Annotated in this window: 21 protein-coding genes and 2 pseudogenes; 11 read left to right on the top strand and 12 right to left on the bottom strand. The window is 43.1% G+C overall.

Features of this window, described 5'->3' with window-relative positions:
* Window position 1 precedes the first annotated feature (1 nt).
* The 6 genes from GYX26_RS10375 to metK form a co-directional block, all read right to left on the bottom strand.
* Entirely contained in the window at window positions 2-1,531 is a 1,530-nt protein-coding gene (locus GYX26_RS10375) for a DHA2 family efflux MFS transporter permease subunit (RefSeq protein ID WP_174829189.1), read from the bottom strand.
* Between the two features lie 24 nt (window positions 1,532-1,555).
* Window positions 1,556-1,768: a hypothetical protein gene (locus tag GYX26_RS10370; RefSeq protein ID WP_174829188.1), complete on the bottom strand. Its 213-nt coding sequence runs from the start codon at window positions 1,766-1,768 to the stop codon at window positions 1,556-1,558.
* On the bottom strand, window positions 1,737-2,933 hold the full coding sequence (locus GYX26_RS10365; protein ID WP_174829187.1) for an efflux RND transporter periplasmic adaptor subunit: 1,197 nt from the start codon (window positions 2,931-2,933) through the stop codon (window positions 1,737-1,739). Before GYX26_RS10365 ends, GYX26_RS10370 begins: the two co-directional genes overlap by 32 nt.
* Window positions 2,934-2,971: 38 nt before the next feature.
* Window positions 2,972-4,423 (bottom strand): efflux transporter outer membrane subunit, encoded by a 1,452-nt coding sequence (locus GYX26_RS10360; protein WP_174829186.1) that lies wholly within the window; start codon window positions 4,421-4,423, stop codon window positions 2,972-2,974.
* A 19-nt stretch (window positions 4,424-4,442) separates the two neighbouring features.
* The gene (locus GYX26_RS10355; protein WP_100090675.1) at window positions 4,443-4,937 is read right to left on the bottom strand and encodes a MarR family transcriptional regulator; all 495 of its coding nucleotides are present in this window, start codon (window positions 4,935-4,937) and stop codon (window positions 4,443-4,445) included.
* 769 nt (window positions 4,938-5,706) lie between these two features.
* Window positions 5,707-6,876, bottom strand: coding sequence for a methionine adenosyltransferase (gene metK / locus GYX26_RS10350; protein WP_174829185.1), 1,170 nt, complete (start codon window positions 6,874-6,876; stop codon window positions 5,707-5,709).
* 99 nt (window positions 6,877-6,975) lie between these two features.
* On the opposite strand from metK, the gene GYX26_RS10345 reads away from it, so the two are divergent.
* Together GYX26_RS10345 and GYX26_RS10340 are read left to right on the top strand one after the other, a co-directional pair.
* Window positions 6,976-7,839 (top strand): lysophospholipid acyltransferase family protein, encoded by an 864-nt coding sequence (locus tag GYX26_RS10345; protein ID WP_174829184.1) that lies wholly within the window; start codon window positions 6,976-6,978, stop codon window positions 7,837-7,839.
* 297 nt (window positions 7,840-8,136) lie between these two features.
* Window positions 8,137-9,036 carry a P63C domain-containing protein gene (locus GYX26_RS10340; protein WP_174829183.1) on the top strand — a complete coding sequence of 300 codons (900 nt, stop codon included), beginning with the start codon at window positions 8,137-8,139 and terminating at the stop codon, window positions 9,034-9,036.
* A 234-nt stretch (window positions 9,037-9,270) separates the two neighbouring features.
* Here GYX26_RS10340 and rpsI read toward each other — a convergent pair whose 3' ends face one another.
* The 3 genes from rpsI to dinG all read right to left on the bottom strand — a co-directional run bounded on the left by rpsI (window position 9,271) and on the right by dinG (window position 12,377).
* On the bottom strand, window positions 9,271-9,663 hold the full coding sequence (gene rpsI, locus GYX26_RS10335; RefSeq protein WP_025329932.1) for a 30S ribosomal protein S9: 393 nt from the start codon (window positions 9,661-9,663) through the stop codon (window positions 9,271-9,273).
* Between the two features lie 9 nt (window positions 9,664-9,672).
* Window positions 9,673-10,101: a 50S ribosomal protein L13 gene (gene rplM, locus GYX26_RS10330; RefSeq protein WP_100090679.1), complete on the bottom strand. Its 429-nt coding sequence runs from the start codon at window positions 10,099-10,101 to the stop codon at window positions 9,673-9,675.
* Between the two features lie 143 nt (window positions 10,102-10,244).
* Window positions 10,245-12,377, bottom strand: coding sequence for an ATP-dependent DNA helicase DinG (gene dinG / locus GYX26_RS10325; RefSeq protein ID WP_174829182.1), 2,133 nt, complete (start codon window positions 12,375-12,377; stop codon window positions 10,245-10,247).
* 132 nt (window positions 12,378-12,509) lie between these two features.
* Here dinG and GYX26_RS10320 point away from each other — a divergent pair, with 132 nt between their 5' ends.
* From GYX26_RS10320 to GYX26_RS10290, 7 genes are all read left to right on the top strand, one after another.
* Window positions 12,510-13,343 (top strand): MetQ/NlpA family ABC transporter substrate-binding protein, encoded by an 834-nt coding sequence (locus GYX26_RS10320; RefSeq protein ID WP_100114013.1) that lies wholly within the window; start codon window positions 12,510-12,512, stop codon window positions 13,341-13,343.
* Window positions 13,344-13,629: 286 nt separating this feature from the next.
* Entirely contained in the window at window positions 13,630-14,229 is a 600-nt protein-coding gene (locus tag GYX26_RS10315; RefSeq protein ID WP_174829181.1) for a CDP-alcohol phosphatidyltransferase family protein, read from the top strand.
* 1 nt (window position 14,230) lies between these two features.
* Window positions 14,231-15,145, top strand: coding sequence for a phosphatidate cytidylyltransferase (locus GYX26_RS10310; protein ID WP_100114015.1), 915 nt, complete (start codon window positions 14,231-14,233; stop codon window positions 15,143-15,145).
* A gap of 3 nt (window positions 15,146-15,148) precedes the next feature.
* Window positions 15,149-15,793: a 1-acyl-sn-glycerol-3-phosphate acyltransferase gene (locus tag GYX26_RS10305; protein ID WP_174829180.1), complete on the top strand. Its 645-nt coding sequence runs from the start codon at window positions 15,149-15,151 to the stop codon at window positions 15,791-15,793.
* Window positions 15,786-17,546 (top strand): bifunctional alpha/beta hydrolase/class I SAM-dependent methyltransferase, encoded by a 1,761-nt coding sequence (locus GYX26_RS10300; RefSeq protein ID WP_174829179.1) that lies wholly within the window; start codon window positions 15,786-15,788, stop codon window positions 17,544-17,546. The genes GYX26_RS10305 and GYX26_RS10300 overlap by 8 nt, the downstream gene beginning before the upstream one ends.
* Entirely contained in the window at window positions 17,543-18,847 is a 1,305-nt protein-coding gene (locus GYX26_RS10295) for a phosphatase PAP2/dual specificity phosphatase family protein (RefSeq protein ID WP_174829178.1), read from the top strand. Before GYX26_RS10300 ends, GYX26_RS10295 begins: the two co-directional genes overlap by 4 nt.
* The gene (locus GYX26_RS10290; RefSeq protein ID WP_174829177.1) at window positions 18,805-19,212 is read left to right on the top strand and encodes a hypothetical protein; all 408 of its coding nucleotides are present in this window, start codon (window positions 18,805-18,807) and stop codon (window positions 19,210-19,212) included. Before GYX26_RS10295 ends, GYX26_RS10290 begins: the two co-directional genes overlap by 43 nt.
* 669 nt (window positions 19,213-19,881) lie before the next feature.
* Here the strand turns inward: GYX26_RS10290 and GYX26_RS10285 are convergent.
* From GYX26_RS10285 to GYX26_RS10275, 3 genes and pseudogenes are all read right to left on the bottom strand, one after another.
* Window positions 19,882-20,253: pseudogene (locus GYX26_RS10285) on the bottom strand (DDE-type integrase/transposase/recombinase); the annotation flags it as partial.
* A 116-nt stretch (window positions 20,254-20,369) separates the two neighbouring features.
* Window positions 20,370-20,570 (bottom strand): hypothetical protein, encoded by a 201-nt coding sequence (locus tag GYX26_RS10280; protein WP_174829175.1) that lies wholly within the window; start codon window positions 20,568-20,570, stop codon window positions 20,370-20,372.
* Between the two features lie 236 nt (window positions 20,571-20,806).
* Entirely contained in the window at window positions 20,807-22,012 is a 1,206-nt protein-coding gene (locus GYX26_RS10275; protein WP_174829174.1) for a PD-(D/E)XK nuclease family protein, read from the bottom strand.
* A 608-nt stretch (window positions 22,013-22,620) separates the two neighbouring features.
* Between GYX26_RS10275 and GYX26_RS10270 the strand changes: the two are divergent.
* Both GYX26_RS10270 and GYX26_RS11475 read left to right on the top strand, forming a co-directional pair.
* A pseudogene (locus GYX26_RS10270) lies at window positions 22,621-22,843 on the top strand (transposase); the annotation flags it as partial.
* 34 nt (window positions 22,844-22,877) lie between these two features.
* Window positions 22,878-23,157, top strand: a 280-nt coding sequence (locus GYX26_RS11475; RefSeq protein ID WP_370520885.1) for an IS3 family transposase, incomplete at its 3' end; no start/stop codon positions are given.

Genomic DNA, 23,157 nt, shown 5'->3' with positions numbered 1-23,157 from the left:
TTCAATGTGCCCCGCCGCCACCGCCACTACCAAACGGTGGCTTGGCAAACCATACCAGCACAATCAGAATTAAGAAAGTCAAGCCATACAGCCAGAATAAATCATTCGCACCCATAATATGCGCCTGTTGACCAATAGTATGCTCAATCGAACCTAAAGGCTGTACACCACTTAAACCGAGCTGATTCATACCCTGAATTGACTCATTCATGGTGCTATTATAAGGATGGATGTTTTCCACCAATTGCGTATGATGCAAAGCTTCACGTTTATCCCACAATACATTTACCATTGAAGTACCAATACCACCGGCCAGAATGCGCACAAAATTGGAAATGCTCGACGCGCTGGCAATCTGCGAACCAGACATATTAGACAGGGTAATCTGAGTTAACGGCATAAAGAACATCGCCATACCAATCCCCTGCACAAACTGCGGCCAGAATACATCCATAAAACCCATGCCAGCATTAAAATTGGTACGCCAGAAGAAACAGATAGCGTATACGGTAAAGCTGATGGTTACCAGCACCCGCATATCCAGCCGGTTACCAAACTTACCAATCAGCGGCGACAACAATACTGGAAAAATACCAATAGGTGCCGTGGCCAGCCCCGCCCAGGTAGCGGTATAACCAAGCTGCATCTGCAACAGCATCGGCAGCAGTACAATCGCCCCCATATAGGTCATATAGGCTGTACTGAGGGTAATTACCCCTACGGTAAAATTACGGTCTTTAAACAGGCGCAAGTCTACAATCGGGTATCTGGCATACCATTCCCAGATAACAAAGTAGCCCAGACACACTACAGCAATAACAGCCAGAACAATAATTTCATTGGACGAGAACCAGTCCAGCTCATGGCCGCGGTCAAGCATCATCTGCAAGGCACCTACGCCTACGACCATCAGCGATAAGCCCATGCGGTCGATTGGTTCATGTACAGTTTCGGTTTCGCGTTTTTTCATCATCTGCCATGAAATACCGGCAGCCAGCAAACCAATTGGCACATTAATAAAGAAAATCCAGCCCCAATGCCAGTTATCACTGATAATACCACCCAGAATCGGCCCGAAAATCGGTGCCACAATGATTACCATCGACCACATAGCCAGTGCCATTGGACGTTTTTCCGGCGGATAGGCGGCCATCAGCAAACTTTGCGACAGCGGAATCATCGGCCCGGCCACAGCACCCTGCAACACGCGGAAAAACACCAGCAATGCCAGACTGGGTGCAATACCACATAAAAACGAGGCCAACACAAACGACAGTGTCGCCACGACAAAGACTTTCACTTCACCAAAGCGGCGCGCCAGCCAGCCAGTAAGCGGTACTGAAATAGCATTCGCTACCGCAAACGCAGTAATCACCCACGTACCCTGACTATTGGCTGCACCCAGATTACCAGTAATGGTTGGCAATGCCACATTGGCAATGGTGGAATCCAGCACCTGCATAAAAACGGCCAGTGACAGTGCCACCGTAACCAGAGCCAGTGCCGGACCTTTTAAAGGAGAATGCGTCATTCAAGCAGCCTTATTGCAGAAACATTACTCATCTCTCAGCATATCCAAATCTGTGCCCACAGACACAAATAATGCGGTTCGCAAAGATGATGCTTCTGGAATCACAGTAAAATCAGGCCAAATCACTACCTGAGTAAAACCTGCTGGTGACAGGGCTGTTGTTCCTGCACCAGCAGCATCCAGATAAGATTCAGCATTAACAGAATCAGGGAGCGTACTGGGCGAAAATCTGCTCAATCATATTATTGATTGGCGTCCAGTCAATTGCAGCCATATTGCCATTGGTGGGAATCGCATGCACTGATGTTAAATCCTGCCCGTTCTGGTTACGCGTATTTACCTCAACATCCATTGATAACCCTACCCGCAACGGATGCGCAGCCAGCTCTTTCGGATCCAGCGCAATACGCACCGGCACGCGCTGTACCACTTTAATCCAGTTACCGGTTGCATTCTGTGCCGGTAAAAGAGAGAACGCTGCACCCGTACCAGCAGACAAACCAGCCACCTTACCGTGATAGGTTACTTTACTGCCATACACATCTGCTCTGATTTCCACCGGCTGCCCGATACGGATTTTAGCCAGCTGGCTTTCCTTGAAGTTGGCATCCACCCAGACATTATTCAACGGTACTACCGCCATCAGTGCCGCGCCTGTAGCCACTTTCTGACCCACCTGAACATTGCGTTTGGCAACTTGTCCATCTACTGGCGCCTTGATTTGGGTACGCTGTAAATCCAGCCATGCACTTTTCAGATGGCTGACTGCTGTCATCACTGCCGGCTGCTGGCGCAGCGGAACATTATGCCCCAACACCGCTTTTGCCGCACTTTCCTGCCCTTGCACAGCTTTCAGTTTTGCCTGAGCTTCCAATACCGCATCACGAGCATGGCTTAACTCTTCAGCAGAAATGGCATCCGTACCGGCCAGACTCTGGCGACGCTGCAAGTCTGCTTGCAAACGTTTTAACTGAGCCTGTTGTGCGGCCACCTGTGCACTGGCCTGACGTGACTGAGCAGTCTGCTGCTGATTCTGGCGAATTGCATTAATCAGCTCATCATGTGCCCGTTCAAACGCCAGTTGCATATCACTGTTATCCAGCTCAACCAGCACCTGCCCGGCTTTAACGGTTTGCGTGTCATCCACATTCACCTTCTGCACCGTACCAGTAATCTGCGGCGTAATTTGCACCAGATGACCATTCACATATGCATCATCGGTGGATTCTTTATGCTGCCAGACCAGCAGATACATCAGCAGAAAGCCCAGTGCAATCAGCAGAAATACGGCAGTCAGCACTACCAGCTTGCGCTTGCGGCCTGCGGGCACTCGTTCAGACTGCGGCTGAACCGCCGGTTGCGAGGTTGTTACCGCCTCGTTAGTTTGCTTTTGTTCACTCATACGTAAATAGCTCAATAAAATAGAAAAATAACAGTAAATTAACGAGTAGCCTGAGTATCTGAAAGCTGGAAACCACCCCCCAGCGCAGCATGCAGACTATTCCAGCTCTGTTGCTGCCAGGCAATGGTTTTAACCCAATCAGCACGTGCCCTCAAAGCAGTATCTTCGCGTTGCAGTTTGGTAATAGCATTGTCCAGCCCGGCCGCATGACGTTTGCTGCTGGATACTGCATTCTTCTGTGCCACCTGAAAAGCCTGCTGCTGCAATGGCAATGCCACCGTACTGTGCTGATAATCACTCATGGCATCGGCTGCCTGCTGCAAGGCTGTCAGTACCGTCTTATCATATTGGGCTACCTGTTCATTATAGGCAGAACGTTTACCCGACAACGCAGCCTGCAAACTGCCCGAAGTAAAGATAGGCAACGAAATGGCTGGCACAATACCCAGCATCCGTGAAGAAGAATGCACCAGATCAAACGCATCCACGTGCGCCAGACCGGCCAAACCCTTAATTTCAATATCAGGATAAAATGCCGCCTCTGCCGCCTTGATACCAAAATAATTCGACTGTAATAAGGCCCGTTGTGCAGCAATATCCGGCCGTTGTCCCAGAATATCCGCACGCAGCCCATCAACCGCCACCTCAGGCACTTTACCCAGCGGCTGAGGTACCATTGCCGGCAGCTGGTTTGGCGACAGACCAACCAGTGCCGCCATGCTGTGACGGGTACGTTCGATATCCGCCTGCGTCTGGCGCAAGGCACTTTGCAAACCCAGTACTGTTTGCGTAAAAGTATACTCATCACTGGCTGGTTGCAGACCAGCACGAATCCGGTTGGCAACCAGCTTCTGCAACTGCTGATTCACGCCAATACGCTGTTGCAGAATATTCGCCTGCTCCTGCAACAACTGCCATTGTGTATATTGCGATACAATGCTCTGGCTTAACACCAGTCGTGCTTGTTCCTGCTGATAGGCAGCAGCAAGACGCGCACCAAGTGCCGCCTTAATCAGATTACGCTGCTTGCCCCAGAAATCAAAAGTATAATTAACGGCCATTGCAGCCATTTCATTACGGAAAACATGATTTGGGTCATCACCAGCCCTATTTGAATCCGGCTTCGGATTCAAATATGCAGCTACCCCATTTCCCTGTATACCTACCTGTACACCAGCCTCACCTCTGGCACCACGCCATTGCGCTTCTGCTTGCGCAATACGCGCGGCAGCAATGCGCAAATCCGGTGCATTAGCCAAACCTGTATCCATAAGCTTATTCAACAGCGGCTGATTCAAACCCAGCCACCAGCTCTGCCCAGTATGGGCAGACTGACCGGCAGGTAATTGCAGTTGTGTCGCCTCCTTTGGCGTTTGCAAATCTGGCTGCTGGCCAAAATTGGCACAGGCAGACAACAGCAGCAAAGTAACCGGAGTAATAAGGGATAACTGACGTAATCGGAATCGGGGCACAGACACAGTTAATTTCATGCAAATCTCAGCAAAAAAGTTAAGCAGCAGTTAATAACTTGGTTAGCAACTGCTGCAATTGTTCATATTCCGGTTCACTCAGGGCTGACCATACCCGCCGGCGTACCTCATTGGTTTCCGGACTAACCAGCTGAATCAGATTTTCACCAGCCTTGGTTAACTTCAAGGTAATTTTACGTCGGTCTAAAGGATGAGTAGAACGCGTTGCCCAGCCATTGAGCACCAAATCATCAGACAGACGCGTTGCACTGGTGCGGGTTAGATTCAGAATACTGCTCAGTTCTGATGGTAAAATCTCGTGATTCGGCCGCGCATAAACCGCTATCAGCGCATGCCACAGACTTTCTGACAGATGGTGCTGGCGCAAACGTTCATTCAGCTCACTTTGAATAGTCGTATGCACCAGACGTATTAACCGGCTGAGCATTACCAACTGAACATTCATGCTTGGCATTTTCACTGCCAGCACCCCTAAAGTAGCTTCCAGTTCGGTAGCAGGAAGAGAAAAACCCATGTTAGAGCACCTCAAAATCCAAAAAATAAACCATTACAATAACCATACCATTTATTATAAATGAAGCTTATAGTTTGGCTGAAAATATTCCAACCCCAAAATAATAACTATATTATCAAATTTATTGACAAGTACGCTTATATGCCCGTAAACCGCCCCACCAGCAAATATCATTACCGATGCACCTTTTCCAGTTCATAGACATAATCTGCCATATGCCATGCCAGACATCAGGCTGACCACACCACAATCATAAACTGCTTTGAACCATCATTTAGACCAAGGCACCGGCCAGAACCAGTCACAGAAAAATCAACCAGCCGAACTTATTAATAAACAGTCACAAATTCCACACTGATAATTATTTTTCTATACAAACTATAAGATAAAAATCCAGAACTATCCTTATGTGTTAAGGGCATAATTATATTTGATAACAGATTAAATATTTAGTTATTTTGAAGATTTTTACGCCATATTAACCAGATATCTGTTTTATTCTGCCTGTCTCAACAACCCTTCACACCAGCCTTAAACAAAATTGCATCTTTCCCTCTATACAAAACTGCAATTTTCTTAGCAAACATACCACTAACAACGACAAAAATAGCAAGGTTAGTTTATTTCTCAGACAAGCTTTCAGCCTGCCATAAACACAACACGCACCTATTCTGACCAAATCCTGCAACTGCCAAAACCGTATCCGCAGCCGGCACAACAACCAGCAAAAAGGCTGCCTGAAAAGCAGCCTTTCTTCATACAACCTGAATCAAATACCCGCAGCCTCACGCAATAATTGCGCCTTATCCGTGCGTTCCCATGTAAATTCTGGTTCTTCACGGCCAAAGTGGCCATATGCTGCCGTTTTTGCATAAATCGGCCGCTGCAAATCCAGCATTTTAATAATCCCTTTCGGACGCAAATCAAAATGCTCCTGCACAATCTCAATCAGCCGATTTTCATCAATTTTACCGGTACCGAAAGTATCAATCGCAATAGAAGTAGGCTGCGCAATACCGATAGCATAAGAAATCTGAATCTGACACTGGCTGGCCAAACCGGCAGCAACAATATTCTTCGCCACATAACGACAAGCATAAGCAGCAGAACGGTCAACCTTGGTAGGGTCTTTACCAGAAAACGCACCGCCACCATGCGGCGCCGCACCGCCATAAGTATCCACAATAATCTTGCGGCCAGTCAGACCACAGTCGCCCTGCGGGCCACCAATCACAAAACGACCGGTCGGATTAATCAGATACTGCGTTTCATCAGTTAACATATCAGCAGGCAATACCGGCTTGATGATATATTCTTTCACCGCTTCAACCAGTTCCTCACGCCCGACATCCGGTTCATGCTGCGTAGACAGCACCACCGTATCAATGCGCTTCACCTTACCAGTCTCACTGTCATACACACAGGTTAGCTGCGCTTTCGCATCCGGGCGCAACCATGGCAGCTCACCACTTTTACGCACTTCACTCTGGCGCTGCATCAGACGATGCGCATAATAAATAGCAAACGGCATCAGCGTAGGCGTTTCATCACAGGCATAACCAAACATCAGCCCCTGATCACCGGCACCCATATCCAGGTCAAGACCTTCCCCTTCATTAACACCCTGCGCAATATCAGGAGACTGCTCGTCATAACACACCATCACCGCACAGCCGCTGGCATCAAAGCCCAGCTCCGATGAGTTATAACCGATACGTTTAATCGTATCGCGTGCAACCTGAATATAATTAATATGCGCACGTGTAGAAACCTCACCAGCCAGCACACACAAGCCGGTATTGACTAAAGTTTCAGCCGCCACGCGTGCGGTAGGGTCCTGAGTCAGGATAGCGTCTAAAATAGAATCGGAAATCTGGTCGGCAACTTTATCTGGATGACCCTCAGATACCGATTCGGAAGTAAACAGAAATTCACTCATAATTGGCGGATACTTTCTGATGCTAATAATGCTTTATGGGCAGTTATAGATGCTTTTGTTATAATGTTGTCCAAATTTTGAGTTTGAGATACACAACAGATGCAAAAGCTGGTTTATGTCGTATTTTCCTTGTTGGCATTAATTCCCTTGCCAATCTTACAAGGCATAGGTTCAATACTGGGGCGTCTTGGCTATTACTTTGCCACCAATGAACGTAAACGCACAACTAGAAATCTGCATTTTAGCAAACTTGCCGCCAACGACCAACAAGCAGAGAAACTGGTTAAATCCGTTTTCGCCGAAACAGCTAAAAGCGGGCTAGAACTGTCCATCGCATGGACCCGCTCCAGCAAACACATCGTCTCCCTGTTTAAAGAAGTGCACGGCTGGGAACACATCGAAGAAGCCATCGCCCGCAACGAAGGCCTGCTGCTTATTACCCCGCATCTGGGCAATTACGACCTTGCCGGCCGTTACCTGAGTGAAAAACTGCCCTTTCCTCTCACCGCCATGTATCGCCCGCCTAAAATAAGCTGGCTGGAAAGTGTAATGAATAATGGCCGCGTCCGCGATAACGGCTATACCGCACCGGCCAATATGCAGGGCGTCAAACAAATCGTACGTGCCTTAAAAAACAAAGAGGCCACCATCGTATTGCCCGATCAGGTACCTGGTGAAGGCGAAGGTGTATGGGCAACTTTTTTTGGTCAACCAGCCTACACCATGACACTGGCCTCACGTCTGGCCGTCATGCCTAAAGTAACCGCCCTGTTCTTTTGCGGCGAACGCCTGCCCCACGGCCGCGGCTTTGCCCTGCATATCGCTCCGCTGGATGGTACACTCAATGGCAATCGTGAACATGATGCCCAGATTATCAACAACAATGTCGAACAATGGGTAGCACGCTTTCCCAGCCAGTATTTGTTTGGTTATAACCGGTATAAAAAAAGAAAGAAATATTAAATAGATTAATAATTTATAATATATATTATTATAATATAATGTTTTATACTTTTTCGAAATTAATCTAAAAATTATATTTATAAAAATAATAAATTGACCACTTTAAGTCGTGAAATTTTTAGAGTATATAATCTATTAATAATGAAATTTATAGTAATTACAACAACCATTTATTTAAAATAATATCACATGTTAAACATTATTGACTAAAATCAAAATATTAAAATAAAATACGCACAGACTGTAAATATTACTGTATTTATATTTTGGTTATAAAGGAACATTAGGTAGATACATATGCAAATTAGAAAAATAATCTTTGAGGGTGAAATTATTTTGGGAGAAACAGTCATTTCTTGCTATGTCCTAGAAGATGGTACTCGTGTTTTATCTGCTAGAGGAATGCAAGAATCTTTAAAAATGGTTGAAAAAGTTGAAGACGGAAAACAGAACTCTGGAACACGCTTACAAAGATATCTAACACAAAAATCACTTGAACCCTTTATACATAAAGATAAACCAAAAAATTATTTTGACCCAATTGAATGTTATAAGGGAACTCATCAGAAAATTAACGGGTATGAAGCCACCGTATTAGCAGATATTTGCGAAGCATTTCTTGAAGCAAGAAAGCATATTTCTCTTTCTCCTAGACAACAAATTATAGCAAATCAATGTGAAATACTAATCCGTGGATTCGCCAGGGTTGGAATAATCGGTCTTATTGATGAAGCCACTGGATATCAATATGAGCGCGAAAGATTCGAATTAAGAAAGATTCTCAATGCATATGTATCAGATGAAATACTAAAATGGCAGTTAACTTTTACCGATGAATTTTATAAAGAAATCTTTCGTCTCTGGAAATTACCATTTATCCCCAAATATATTAAAAACAAACCTTCTTTTATTGGAAAACTGACAACAAAGTATATTTACGATCAACTACCTAAAGGCGTAGTACAAAAGGTAAAAGAAAATGTTGGTAAAACTGCAAATGGCAACTGGAAATATAAGTGGCATCAGTCATTAACAGCAGAAATAGGAAGAGAGCATCTAAAAAAACAAATAACGGAAGTTACAACTCTTATGTCAGTTTCTGAATCTAAAGAACAATTCGATTATTTGTTTAAGAAAAAATATGATGATGAGCCTCAACTGACATTAGAATTTAATGAGAATAGACTAATAAAATAGAATAGAAATAGAGTGATTCTTAATTTAAATAATTTAATTTTATTTATAGTTTCGATATATAAGTTTTTGTATTTTGGTACAAAAAATAATAAATCAAATTTGATTTACTATCCATTAGATTACCCAAAATAAAATTAATTTTTTCACTCGTAGTATCTCTTCAAAACACAAAAGAAAAAGAGCCATAAAGGCTCTTTTTTGTATTTGTAAACTTTTTGGTAGTGGCAATACAGATTAACGTTTGGAGAACTGTTTGGCACGGCGTGCTTTGCGCAGACCGAATTTTTTACGTTCAACTTCACGTGCATCACGAGTTACCAGACCAGCAGCAGACAGAGTTGGCTTCAGAGCTGCATCGTAGTCAATCAGTGCACGGGTAATGCCGTGACGAATCGCACCAGACTGGCCGGTTTCACCGCCGCCTACTACATTTACTTTAATGTCGAAAGCTTCCAGATTTTCGGTCAGTACCAATGGCTGACGTACAATCATACGGCCGGTTTCGCGACCGAAAAACTCATCAAGCGGACGACCATTTACAATAATCTGACCGCTACCCTTTTGCAGGAAAACACGAGCCACTGAACTTTTGCGGCGACCCGTGCCGTAGTAATATTTACCGTTCATTGCGTGTCCTTAGATATCCAAAACTTTAGGTTGTTGAGCAGCATGGCCATGTTCTGCAGTAGCATATACTTTCAGCTTTTTAATCATGGCATAGCCCAACGGGCCTTTAGGTAACATACCTTTAACGGCTTTTTCCAGCGCACGACCAGGGAACTGGTTTTGCATTTCTGTAAAAGTACGCTCGTAGATACCACCCGGGAAGCCTGAGTGGCGATAGTATTTTTTGTCAGTCTGTTTCTGACCAGTTACACGCAATTTGTCAGCGTTGATTACAATGATGTAATCACCTGTATCAACATGCGGCGTGTATTCTGGCTTATGTTTGCCACGCAGACGGCGAGCGATTTCAGCAGCCAAACGACCCAGAACTTTGTCTTGAGCGTCAACTACATACCAATCGCGCTTCACCTCATGCGGCTTAGCTGAAAAGGTTTTCATAGGAGCTAATCCAGATAAATATACGAAAGCTTCTAATATTAAAGATTAATCAAGTGATTGTCAATTGCCACACTTGGTTGATATGACAAACCCCCTGTACTCAGCAAGGTAGACAGACAATGCTTTTCACCCCAGATTTATGCCTAACCGATGCGTTTGAATGGTGGCAAACACGCCAATAACTGCTTGCCATAACGTGCTGTCAGAATACGGTTATCCAGAATGGTTACCCGGCCGTAATCTGTTTCGGTACGAATCAGCCGTCCTACTGCCTGTATCAGCTTGATACTCGCCTCCGGCACAGTAATTTCCATGAATGGATTGCCGCCGCGTGCTTCTATCCACTGGTTACGGGTTTTCTCAATCGGGTTATCCGGCATGGCAAATGGCAGCTTGGCAATAATCACTTGCACACACATTTCACCAGGCAAATCCAGCCCTTCGGCAAAACTGTCGAGCCCAAAAATGATACTGGGCTTACCGGCAGCAATGGCTTCCTGATGGCGCTGCAATAATACCTGTTTGGATATTTCTCCCTGTACCAATAATAGCGGCAAATGACTGTCTGGTAATTTCAGTGCCACTTCCTGCATTTGTCGGCGTGAAGAAAATAACACCAGAGTACCAATGGCTTCATTTTCATTAATCAGTTTCGGCAGCCATTTGACAATTTCACTGGTATGCGCGGCAGCATCTTTCGGACTGGCGGCCAGTGCCGGTATATACAGTTCACCCTGTTCGGCAAAATGAAACGGACTATCCAGTGCCAGCATGGTGGTATCCGGCAACCAGTTCAGGCCGGTTTGCTTCAACAGTAAATCGAATGTTCCCAGCGAGCGCAGCGTTGCTGAAGTAAGCAGGGCACCGGCTGCACGCCGCCACAAACCACTGGCCAATTTGCTGGCACTGGTAATTGGTGAGGCATTAAAACTGTAATCCACTTTATCTTTAAAAGTTCGCGTAATCCATTTAGCCAGTGGTGCTTCACCTTCTACATTCTCAGTAGAAATTAAATCCCATACATCAACTACCTGCTCTGTTCGCGCCAGCAACATACCCAAATCGCCACTTAGCCGGTCGAGCAGGCTGCTGTCCTGATTTTTATCGCGCCGTGCGGCCACTAGTGCTTCATTCATGCTGTTTATGTGCTTGAGCAACATGCGTGCTGCTATAGCTGTATTGTTTACCAGCATACTTAAGCTGGACGGAATAGTGCCATCCGGCCACAGCCAGCTGCTTTCTTCGATGCCTTCCTGTGTAGCCAGACTGGGTTCATCAGCCAGATGAATCAACCACTCCTGCAAGCTTTCCTGCAAGCCGGATGCAGCCTCGGTAGCCATTACAGCCAGCTCACTCTTATCCAGCACACCAGCCACTTTATCAATAACATTACCAATCCGGTCCAAAAACCACAGTGCCTGATTGAGGCTGTGTTCAGCAGCAAACTGCTGCAAGGCCTTGTGCGATAAATGATGAGCCTCATCAATGCAATAAAAGCTGTTGGCTGGTGATGGCAGAATCACTCCCCCGCCCATACCAATATCAGCTAACAGCAAATCATGGTTGGCCACAACTACATTCACCGTTTCCAGTGTTTCCCGTGCCAGAAAAAACGGACATTCCGGCCGATTAGGGCAGCCGGCTTTCAGGCAGCCATGGCGGTCATTGGTTACCCTTTGCCACAGGCTCTCATCCATCTGTTCCGGCCAAGTGTCACGGTCGCCATTAAAAGTACGCGCAGCAAACTGGTCTGCCATCTCACGCAATACAGCTAATTCTTCAGCTTTCGGCTTTCTGTCCCATAGTTCCTGTTGTGGTTCAAACCCCTGCAAACTATCCTGCGCGTTTAATTGGGTTAATTGATACAGTTTATACGGACACAAATAACGGCCTCGCCCTTTTGCCAGCGCAAAGCTCAGACTCAAGCCACTGTGCCTGACGACAAACGGTAAATCCCGCCCCACCAGCTGCTCCTGTAAGGCCACCGTGGCACTGCTAACCACCAGAATTTTGCCACGTGTCTGCGCCATAATTCCACCAGCCAGTAAATACGCCAGACTTTTCCCGACACCCGTTGGGCCTTCCACTATAACGATAGACTCACCATTGCGCTCCGGTGCATCCTCACCAGCCTGCTGTTGCTGAGTACGCGAAAATGCATTGGCAATGGCTGCAATCATTTCCCGCTGAGCCTGACGCGGCCGGAAATGGGGCAGACTTTTAGCGATATTCTGGTAATGTTCGCGTATGGCGTTTTTTTCTAAATCAGTGAGCATAACTATTCAAGCAGAGGACAAATGGCATAAATGCTTATTCTATTTAGTAGTAAAGTTATTTAAAATCAGTATATTTGCAGACTCATTCCAATTATATACTGAAATTCCATATTAAATTTCAGCAGGTACATTATGAACAAAATTATCTATCTTGTTTTATCCTGTTTAGTGGCAACAGGCCTGATTGCCTGCTCCAAAACCCAGCAGGACACAGCACCTACTACCCCAACCACAAAAAAAGAACTGGTTTTTGGTGCTTCTGCCATGCCCTATAGCACTGTCTTTGAACAAGGTATCAAACCCATTCTGGAAAAACAGGGCTATACAATCAAAACCCTGAATTTTTCCACGCTGGAAGTGAATAATCAATCAGTTAATAATGGTCAGGTTGATTTTAACCTCGATCAGCACACTGCTTACCTTAACGTTTTTAACCATGAAAAAAACACACACCTGTATCCTCTGGTACATATTCCTACAGTTCCAGCCGCCATTTATTCAGATAAATACACTTCTATCCAGCAGGCTCCCAATGGCGCCAGCGTGCTGATTCCCAGCGACCCGGCCAATACTTCCCGTGCATTGCGCATCCTCACCGACAACCATTTAATCCAGCTAAAACCCAATACCAATCCGATACTGGCTACCACCAGAGATATTGCCAGCAATCCCAAACAACTGAAAATCAGGGAAATTGATTCCGTGATGATTCCGCGCACATTGAATGAAGTAGATTTTGGTTTTGCCTCCGGTGGCATTGCTTATCAGTCGAAACTGGATCCGAAAAAAGCTGTCTTACGCGAAAAAGTAGTTCCGGAAATGGAAATGGTGGTTACCATCAATGAAAAAAACAAAGACATGCAATGGGCAAAAGACCTCAAAGCAGCCTATCAGTCACCAGAATTTAAACAATTTATGCAGAAATACAATCAAAATCAGATGTGGGTAATGCCACAGGGAGAATAAATTATTTCAGCCCCCAATTACTCTGAAAACTGCCGGTAATATTATTCCTGTATTACCGGCAGTCTGATATCAGTAACAGCCTAAAGGCTACACCAGCATCTCAACTACCAGCCCCATAGATACCAAAATAAATATCCGCTACAAAATAATATAAATTTTTTATCACCGATTAGCAGTATCACCAGACAAATCGTTTCCAAAGCAAAATATCTTTAATAAAAATAACATAACAACAATATTAAATACATTTTATAATAGAAAAATTACACCACATACTTGCATAAGCATGACTCTCTACAAAATCAAACCTGCTTTTCAAAAACTTTTACGTCCACTTATGTTCTGGCTATACAGAAGGGGCATTACCGCCAACCACGTAACCCTTGGCGCTATAGTCCTTTCAGTCATTATTGGTGTCATACTGGCCATTTTCCCCCACCCCGGGCTTTTCTGGCTGCTACCTATTACCCTGTTTATTCGCATGGCACTCAATGCTCTGGATGGTATGCTGGCACGCGAATGCAACCAGCAAAGCCGGCTTGGTGCAGTTTTAAATGAGCTGGGCGACGTATTATCTGATATCGCCCTGTATTTACCCTTTATCCTATTACCGGGTAGCAATACTGCAGTAGTACTGATTATGCTGTTTTGCGCTGTGCTCACTGAATTTTGTGGCATTCTCGCCCAAACAATTAACGGGATTCGCAGCTATGCCGGCCCAATGGGTAAAAGTGACCGCGCCCTGATTTTTGGCACATGGTCATTACTGCTGGCCATCTGGCCTGAATTAACCTCATGGAATAATCTACTGTGGTGTGTGTCTATCATCTTACTGCTATGGACTTGCGTTAACCGCTGCCGTAGTGCCTTAACCGGAGGCCACTAATATGCTGCTGCAAAAGTCCTTACTGGTTATCTTCTGCCTGTTATTGCTGGCAACAGTTATTAATGGACTGCTGGTATGTCTGAAACCGAACAAAGACTGGCACGAACTAACATTACGCATTCGCACGTGGTGGATTATTATCATCCTGTTTTCTCTGGCACTGATTAGCCCACATTGGCTCGGATTAAGTTTTTTTGCGCTAGTCAGCTTCATGGCCTTAAAAGAATATTTAACATTGGTACCTGCCCGCCATGCCGACCGGATGCCCATTTTATGGATGTTTATCACCATTCCAATTAATTACTGGTTAATCGGAATCGACTGGTATGGGCTGTTTATCGTATTTATTCCCGTATATATGTTCCTGTTCTTACCAGCACGCATGGTGATTGCCGGAGATACCAGACACTTTCTGCGCACTGTCTCTCAGCTACAATGGGGGTTGATGACCACTGTATTTACTTTTAGCCATGTTGCTTTTCTCTTAGTACTACCCAACGATAATCAACAAACTGGTGCACTGCTGGTACTGTTTCTGGTGGGTTTAACCGAATTCAACGATATTACTCAATATCTGTGGGGCAAATCTCTGGGCAGAATTAAAATCACCCCTAAAGTCAGTCCGAATAAAACACTGGCCGGCTTACTTGGTGGAATTGGCAGCACCACCATTGCCGCCATGCTATTAGGCCCGCTACTCACTTCGCTAAACTGGGGTATGGCCATACTGGCCGGCCTGATTATCAGCGTAAGCGGTTTCTGTGGCGATATCGTCATGTCTGCAATCAAACGGGATATCGGTATTAAAGACAGCGGTACACTGTTACCCGGACATGGAGGCATCCTCGACCGTCTGGATTCACTGATTTTTACCGCCCCCGTATTTTTTCACTTTATTCGTTATTTCTATTACTAAACCATGCTGAAATCATTACTCAAACCAATATTTGCCTTATGCATAGTATGGCCGGTTATGCGTTTATGGATGGGTTTACGTATTCACCAACACCACAACTTGCCCAAACAGGGTCCAGCCATCATTGTTGCCAACCACAATAGTCACATGGACGTTTTTGCGTTGATGTCACTCTATTCTCCCTTACAACAACGCCACATTCATCCTGCGGCAGCAGCTGATTACTTTCTCAGTAATAAATGGATGGCCTGGTTTGCACTCAACATCCTGAATATTATTCCAGTAACCCGGCAGAATAGTGGTCAGGGCAATCCCCTGCAAGGCTGCGAAGAAGCCTTACGCAAAAATAAAATTCTTATTCTTTTTCCAGAAGGTTCACGTGGTGAGCCAGGGAAATTGCAGCCATTAAAATCAGGCTTATGGTATCTAAGTGCCGCCATGCCCGATGTACCGATTATTCCAGTGTGGCTACAAGGCACTGAACAGATTATGGCCAAAGGCAATCGCATCCCCTTACCCCTGTTTATCGATGTCAACATTGGCCGTCCCATGTATTACCACCCCGACAAAGAACAATTCAAGGCTAAATTATTAAACAATTTACTAGCATTGCGTCCGCAATATACAAAAAGAGACTCCAATGACTGAACAACGCCAAGCAAAAGAAAGTATTTTTCATACCCGCGATAAACAAGAATTATTTTATCGCCACTGGCCTGCCATCACCACCGGCACAATACGCAAAGTTATTGTCCTGTTTCACCGCGGGCATGAACATTCTGGCCGCTTACAACACATTGTTGATGAGCTGAACATGCCAGATACAGACTTTTATGCGTGGGATGCCCGTGGCCATGGACGCTCACCCGGCCGTCGTGGCTACAGTCCGTCACTGGCACGCTCAGTACAGGACGTAGATGAATTTGTGCAATTTGTTGCCGCTGATAGCCAGACACCCCTTGCCAATATTATCGTTATTGCTCAGAGTGTGGGTGCAGTACTGGCAGCAACTTGGGTGCACGATTACGCACCGCAAATTCGCGGGCTGGTACTGGCCTCTCCGGCTTTCAAAGTAAAATTATATGTTCCATTTGCCCGTCCCCTATTAGCAATTGGTCAACATTTCAAAGGTCTGTTTTTCGTTAATTCATACGTCAAAGGCAAGTATCTAACTCATGATACGCAACGCATTAACAGTTTTAATAGCGACCCACTGATTACCCGCGCCATTGCAGTTAATATCCTGCTAGATTTGTACCGTACAGCTGATCGCATTATTGAAGATGCCGCAGCCATTACGTTACCTACCCAATTGCTGATCTCCGGTCAAGATTACGTTGTGCACCGACAGCCACAACTGGATTTCTATCAACGTATTCGCAATCCACTGAAAGAAATGCACATTCTTCCTGGTTTTTATCACGACACATTGGGTGAACTTAACCGCGAAGAAGCATTCACAAAAATTCACAACTTTGTCGATACCCTGTACCAGCAACCGGCTCCCAACTTTAACTACCAACATGAAGATCGCTGGAGCCCAAGTGCAGATAACTGGCGCCAACTGAGCGGTGGCCCTGTGCCATTTTCACCCAGTGCCTTTGCTTATCGTGCCTTACATAAAGGCATGACTACTCTTGGTACACTTTCCAATGGCATTAAGCTGGGTTGTGAAACAGGCTTTGATTCTGGCAGCACATTGGATTATGTCTACCAAAACCAACCACAAGGCAAAAATTGGCTGGGAAAACAGTTTGATAAAGCCTATTTGAACAGTATTGGCTGGCGAGGTATCCGGCAGCGCAAAATCAATCTGGAATACATGATTAAGCAGGCGGTATCTAAATTACAAGCACAAAAAATGCCTGTTCGCGTAGTTGACATTGCTGCTGGCCATGGCCGATACGTGATTGAAGCATTATCCAGTATTGATACCGTTGAACAAATCCTGTTGCGCGATTACAGCGAAATCAATGTCAACAAAGGACAGCAGATGATAGCTGCCTACGGTTTAAGCGCTAAAGCACGATTTGAAATCGGCGATGCATTCAATCAGCAACAATTGGCTTCACTCTCGCCCAAACCTACACTGGGCATCGTTTCCGGCCTATATGAACTTTTTCCAGACAATAGCCTATTACGCACCTCACTGAACGGTTTAGCCGCCGCTATTCCTGCTGGCGGTATCTTGATATATACCAACCAGCCATGGCATCCACAACTGAACACCATTGCATGGTCACTCACCAGCCATCGTGAAGGTCAACCATGGATTATGCGCAATCGCTCTCAGGGTGAAATGGATGCATTAGTAAACGCAGCCGGCTTCGATAAATGCACACAAATTATCGATGAATGGGGCATCTTTAGCGTTTCTATAGCAATACGCCGTGCATCATGAATCTACGCAGTAAAATAAATTTGCAGGCAGTAGGTTGGTTATGCCTTCTTGGCCCCTATTTCTTCCTGACCTATGGTCAAATAAACCAGTTTACTGCCACACGTATTAATATAAATAGCATCGTTTTTAACTGGGAACAATACATTCCTTTTATACCTCTAACCATTATTCCTTACTGGAGTCTAGATTTTCTATACGGTATATCATTATTTATTTGCCGCTCCTTATCCGAACAGAAGCGTCTGGCTTGCCGGCTATTGTTAGCATCTACCTTTGCCTGCATTGGCTTTTTGCTGTTTCCACTCCGTTTTAGCTTTACCCAGCCGAAAGTAGAAGGTTTTGCCGGATGGTGGTTTAGCCAACTGGAACAATTTGACTTACCTTATAACCAATCACCATCACTACACATCATCCTGAGCTGGCTATTGTGGCAACATTTTCTGCGACATACTGCCAAACGCTATCATTGGCTGATCCATGGCTGGTTTCTGCTAATTGCCATTTCCGTACTGACTACATGGCAACACCACTTTATTGATGTTATTACCGGTATAGCTATCGGCATGTTTATCGACTGGTTGATACCAACCAATAAATTATCATATTTACATACAAAATCTGCACAATCGATACAGCTGGCAAGATACTATGGTTTGGCAGCTTTATTGTGTGCATGTCTTAGTCTGTGGTTAACATCTTGGTTATTATGGCTTACACTTGCTTTATTTATCGTAAGTTTTGCCTATCGTTTTGGTGTTGGTCTGGTATATAAATCACAGCAGGGTAAATATACCGTCGCAGCCTATTGCTTACTGTTACCATGGCGTTACTTAATGAGCATTTCCCGCTGGTTATACACGCGTAAAATTCCTGCTGTCAGTCCAATCAGACGACATATTTTTTTGGGTAGTTACCCATGCAGCACAATATATCAACGAGCCGTGCTTGATTTAACTTTCGAATTTTCGCGCGCATATTCAACCCGCAATTGTGTCTACAGCTGTATGCCCATGCTTGATTTGGTTTGCCCCACCATGCTTCAATTACAGCAAGCAGTAATCGAGCTAGAAAAATTACGCCTACAAAACAGTAGTGTACTGGTACATTGTGCATTGGGACTATCGCGCAGTGCAGTTGTGGTTATTGCCTGGCTACTGGCTTTTGACCATTTCAAAACCGTAGAGCAGGCATATTCCTTTGTGCAGCGACAACGCCCACAAATTGTGCTTAGCACCCAACATATGAAATTACTTCGACAATGGCAAACCAGAATAGCCCAGAACCCGCTGATCCTTACCTGAACAGACAGTTAATCAGACAAACACTAGCCAGCTGGCGCTTTTTGCTGCTGATGGCTTTAGTGCCATTATTATGGGTAATCTTCAGCGCGCCTGTTGGCTTCATACATGTATTGATTGCAGGAAACGCTGGCATTGTTATCTATCAGTGCTGGCGCCTGTGGCTGGACAACCATTATTTCTCTGAACTTACACCAAAAAATAATCAGCAGGCGGGTATTATTCTTGCTTTTATCTGGCAAAAAGAAAAACTGCAATACTTTTCTTTGCAGCAAAGGTATGAGGGCGCAATAAAGCAACTCAAATACGCCTTGGCCAGCTGCGCCATATTATGGCTAATCTGGGTAATTGCTTTACTTTTCAAATAAAATTACTATAAAAATAGTGGATTAAATAAAGCATTAGCTTTAACTACATCACAGTAAAGATATCTTTGCAGCTATTTCCATACAAGTTCAAAAGCCGATTCTTTACATTTTCGCCAAATAAACTACAAAATCAGAATATAACAAATTATTATTGATAATATAACTACTATACTTAGGGAGCGGAAAGATTTTTAATTTCAAATTAAGCAATGATTTTTTTACTACCACAAACTGCTCAAACAAACCCAATAATAAGGGCATAACTGCTCCCATCACTAAACCCAATATATAGTTACAAGCTTAAGCATCAAAGCCTGAATCAGGATATAAGTCTTAGCAGCCATTACATGGTAATCATAAACACCGGTTTTCTCACTCAAACCATGTTTATGACTGCTCACAGCAAACGCGGTGAAATTTGTGCCGAAATTTCTGACTAAATGAAACAAAATGTCATGGTTTTAACTGTTTCCATATAACAAAATTAAAGGAGCATCAATACTGGATTTTTGTAGTATAGCTTTGCAAATACTCTAAACTTAGTAAACAAACCAAGTAGAAAATTATGCTGCTTGTTTTAAGGTTTATATTCAATTCACATTATATTATTCAATGTCTCATGGGATAGTTTATCGTTATAAATGGTTAGCCATTCTTCGGTTACGTTCCTTACTTGTGCGGATTATTGAAAAGATATAAATCCAGTACCTCAGTACGATACCAACGATTAAATCGTTTAATATAGCCATTTTGATATGGGCTGCTGGAGTTGATGTACTCTTCTATAGTTATACCATGTGATTTTGCCCAGTAAGTGAACGTATTTCCGGTAAATTCCGGTTCATTATCCACTCGTATTTTTAGTGGATAACCATGATATTCGGCCAGTTTATCCAGATAACAGGTAATCCTGCCAGCCGGTAAACTGAGCGCAATATCAATGCCTAACGCCTCACGATTAAAGTCATCTATCACATTGAAAGTTCTAAACCTGAGTTGATTGCGACTGCTGTCACTCATAAAATCCATTGACCAGCATTCACCTTGTTTATTCCGTACTGATAGTTTTCTGGGCTTTGTGTTGGAATGCGCTGTTTACGCTTTACCCTGAGATTAAGCTTTAATTGACAATACACCCGATACACACGTTTATGATTTCATTTATAGCCGAGCTTTCTGATGCGATTAAAACACTTGGGAAAGCCACAGCGTAAATGCCTGTCAGTGATAGCACTGAGTACCGACACAATCACCGAATCATCCGGTAACTTGGGTTGATAATAGTAAGCACAGCTGCTTAAGCCAACAATTGCACAACTCATGGCAATAGTAACAGAATGACTTTCTTGCAATTGCACAGCCCAAGCTTTACGTGCCTTAGTAGGCACTATAGCTTTTTTATGATTTCCTTCTAAAGCTGGGATTGTAAGCTTAGCTTAGCCAACATCTGCATAAAAATATAGTCATTGCCAATAATAGTATCAGTAAGTACGTAATAGAAACCTTTAATATAAAGCTTTCTATTGCGGTATGGATGTTGATTTAAATTAAATAACAATACGTATTAATCATACTATTATGCATGTTAATTGCCTCAACGCTCTTTAAGTAATGCCCGCAATGTTTGTTTTTCATACACTTGACGAATTATTTCAATGACCGACTTAGTAAAAGTACTCTCCTGAGGATGGGAAAAACTTATCCATGTTTCGTCTTCTATGAATTTTGGCATGGCATTTTTTTCGGGTGAATCCCAAGCAGGCCACCACAATTCATTTGATTGTGGTGATGAAAGGATACCTTCCATTTGCTCTGCAATATGTTTGTATAGTTTTTTGTTAGGCTGAACAGTAGCATCTTTTCGACGAATCCCATAAATTATATCTCTTTGCATTGTACCTTGAGATTCCCAACGCAAAACAAAATAATCGTTTGGATCAAACTTTATTTGAAAACCTGCATAACGTTTTTCAATTTCAGTATCTCCTTCAATTTTGATACCTACCATACCTAAATTGGCTGTTTGGTCTCGTAAATTTTTAATAAATTTATCAAATAATTCCTTTTTTACTAGTTCAATATTATTTGCAATAAGAAGTGCTGAATTAAGGTTGTTAGAATTTGAAAGAATCATTTTAACTAACTCATCTTGTTGTTTCATATTAATTTCTCCATTTACGTTTTCTTGAATATATTGAATTAAATCCTCAACAAGTAATTTTACTTTAGGTGCTTGAACATATAAAGCACAATCAATTAACCAATTGCGTAATTCATAAAAAGTGATGTGTAATACATTATCGCGAATATACTCATCGGTATCTTCAGACAAAGTATATTCGTTAATCTCTCTATTACATAAATAGATCAATAGCCAATTTTTATCATTTTTTGCTTCTCCATGTAGCCACGTGCCATAATCTTTTAATTGATCTTTTTGATCACATGCCCATGGTTTATTTTCAATTGCAATATAATTTTTATAATCTGTGAGGAGAATATCAATCCTCTGTCCTGTAGGAATTTTATATTCAGTAACAACCTGATATTTTGACTCAAGCTGTATGTTTTTTTGTGAAGAAAATAACTCATAAAACTTGTTAATAAATAAGTCTTGTTGACCATGTGTTTCATTTTTATCCAATAAAAATGCTAAGCAATTGGATAATGCCATTTCATTGATACAAAATAGATTTAATAAACGAAAAGCAGGCGCAAGTTGGCGATCAAATAATGCATTAGCCTTTTTATAACTTTCACGCCATAACGTAACATTATCTAATAATTTTTGAATGCTCAATGCTATCTCCTTTTTGATTTTTTGGTTTATAAATGCAAATATTTGTTAATATTTATGGTTTATTGCCGCAATTCAAAGAATGTAATGACCTGATTTAATGTTGATTTATCTAGTGATATTATATATCACTACTCTCGAATACAAGCAAAAAACAATCTTAATAATTTCAGGCTCAATTATCTTTTCTATTTCTGTCACAATCAAAAATTGCCAACACTTAAAAAAACCAACCTCTTTTAGCATCTAAAAAATTTTAATAATATTGTTAACTCCGCCTATTGATATAAAACAACATATTATTACCATCTATTAAAATTATACTTTTATTTAAAAAGGATAATTCCCGAATTTCTAATTAAAACACATGTAATACAGAGTTTAAATATCAACTGTGATTCTTTTCATTTAATGCAAAAATTCGGAAATTTGAGTCTATAAATAATCTTGTAAAAGTATCACATATCTGACCTAAACAGACACGCCACCCAAAGTAAAAGCTCCGATCCATAACCGTCCGGAGCTCTAAATGGTTGTTTTGTAACTATCCCCTAAAATAGTACAACCTCGAAGTAGAAAATTCTTTTCATTAACCCACAGAGGATTTAAACATGAAAAAGATGACTGAACATCAGATCGTATCTATTTTAAAAGAAGCTAAAGCCGGTATTCCTGTTAAAGAACTTTGCCGTAAATATGGCATCGGTAATTCGACTTTTTATAAATGGCGGGAAAAATACGGTGATATGGAAACCTCCGATATCAAACGTTTAAAGGAGCTGGAAGCTGAAAACCGCAAGCTTAAACAACTATTTGCCGAGCTCAGTTTAAAATCTCAGCTTCAGGAGGAAATCATAAAAAAGCTCTAGTGCCTACTAAGGAGAGTAAAGCCTGGGCTCTGGAGTTACAAGAAAGTCATCCTGTTACTATTACCATGAGCTGCGCTATTGTTGGCCTAAGCCGTTGTGCTTACTATTATCAACCCAAGTTACCGGATGATTCAGTGATTATGTCAGTACTAAGTGCTATTACCGATAAGCATTTACGCTGGGGCTTTCCCAAATGTTTTAATCGCATCAGAAAGTTCGGCTATAAATGGAATCATAAACGTGTGTATCGGGTGTATTGTAAGTTAAAGCTTAATCTCA

The sequence above is a fragment of the Snodgrassella sp. ESL0253 genome, from assembly GCF_013344965.1.
GTDB classification, from domain to species: Bacteria; Pseudomonadota; Gammaproteobacteria; order Burkholderiales; family Neisseriaceae; genus Snodgrassella; species Snodgrassella alvi_B.
The sequence above is the reverse complement of the archived record's forward strand: the minus strand, read 5'-3'. Positions and strand labels throughout refer to the sequence as shown.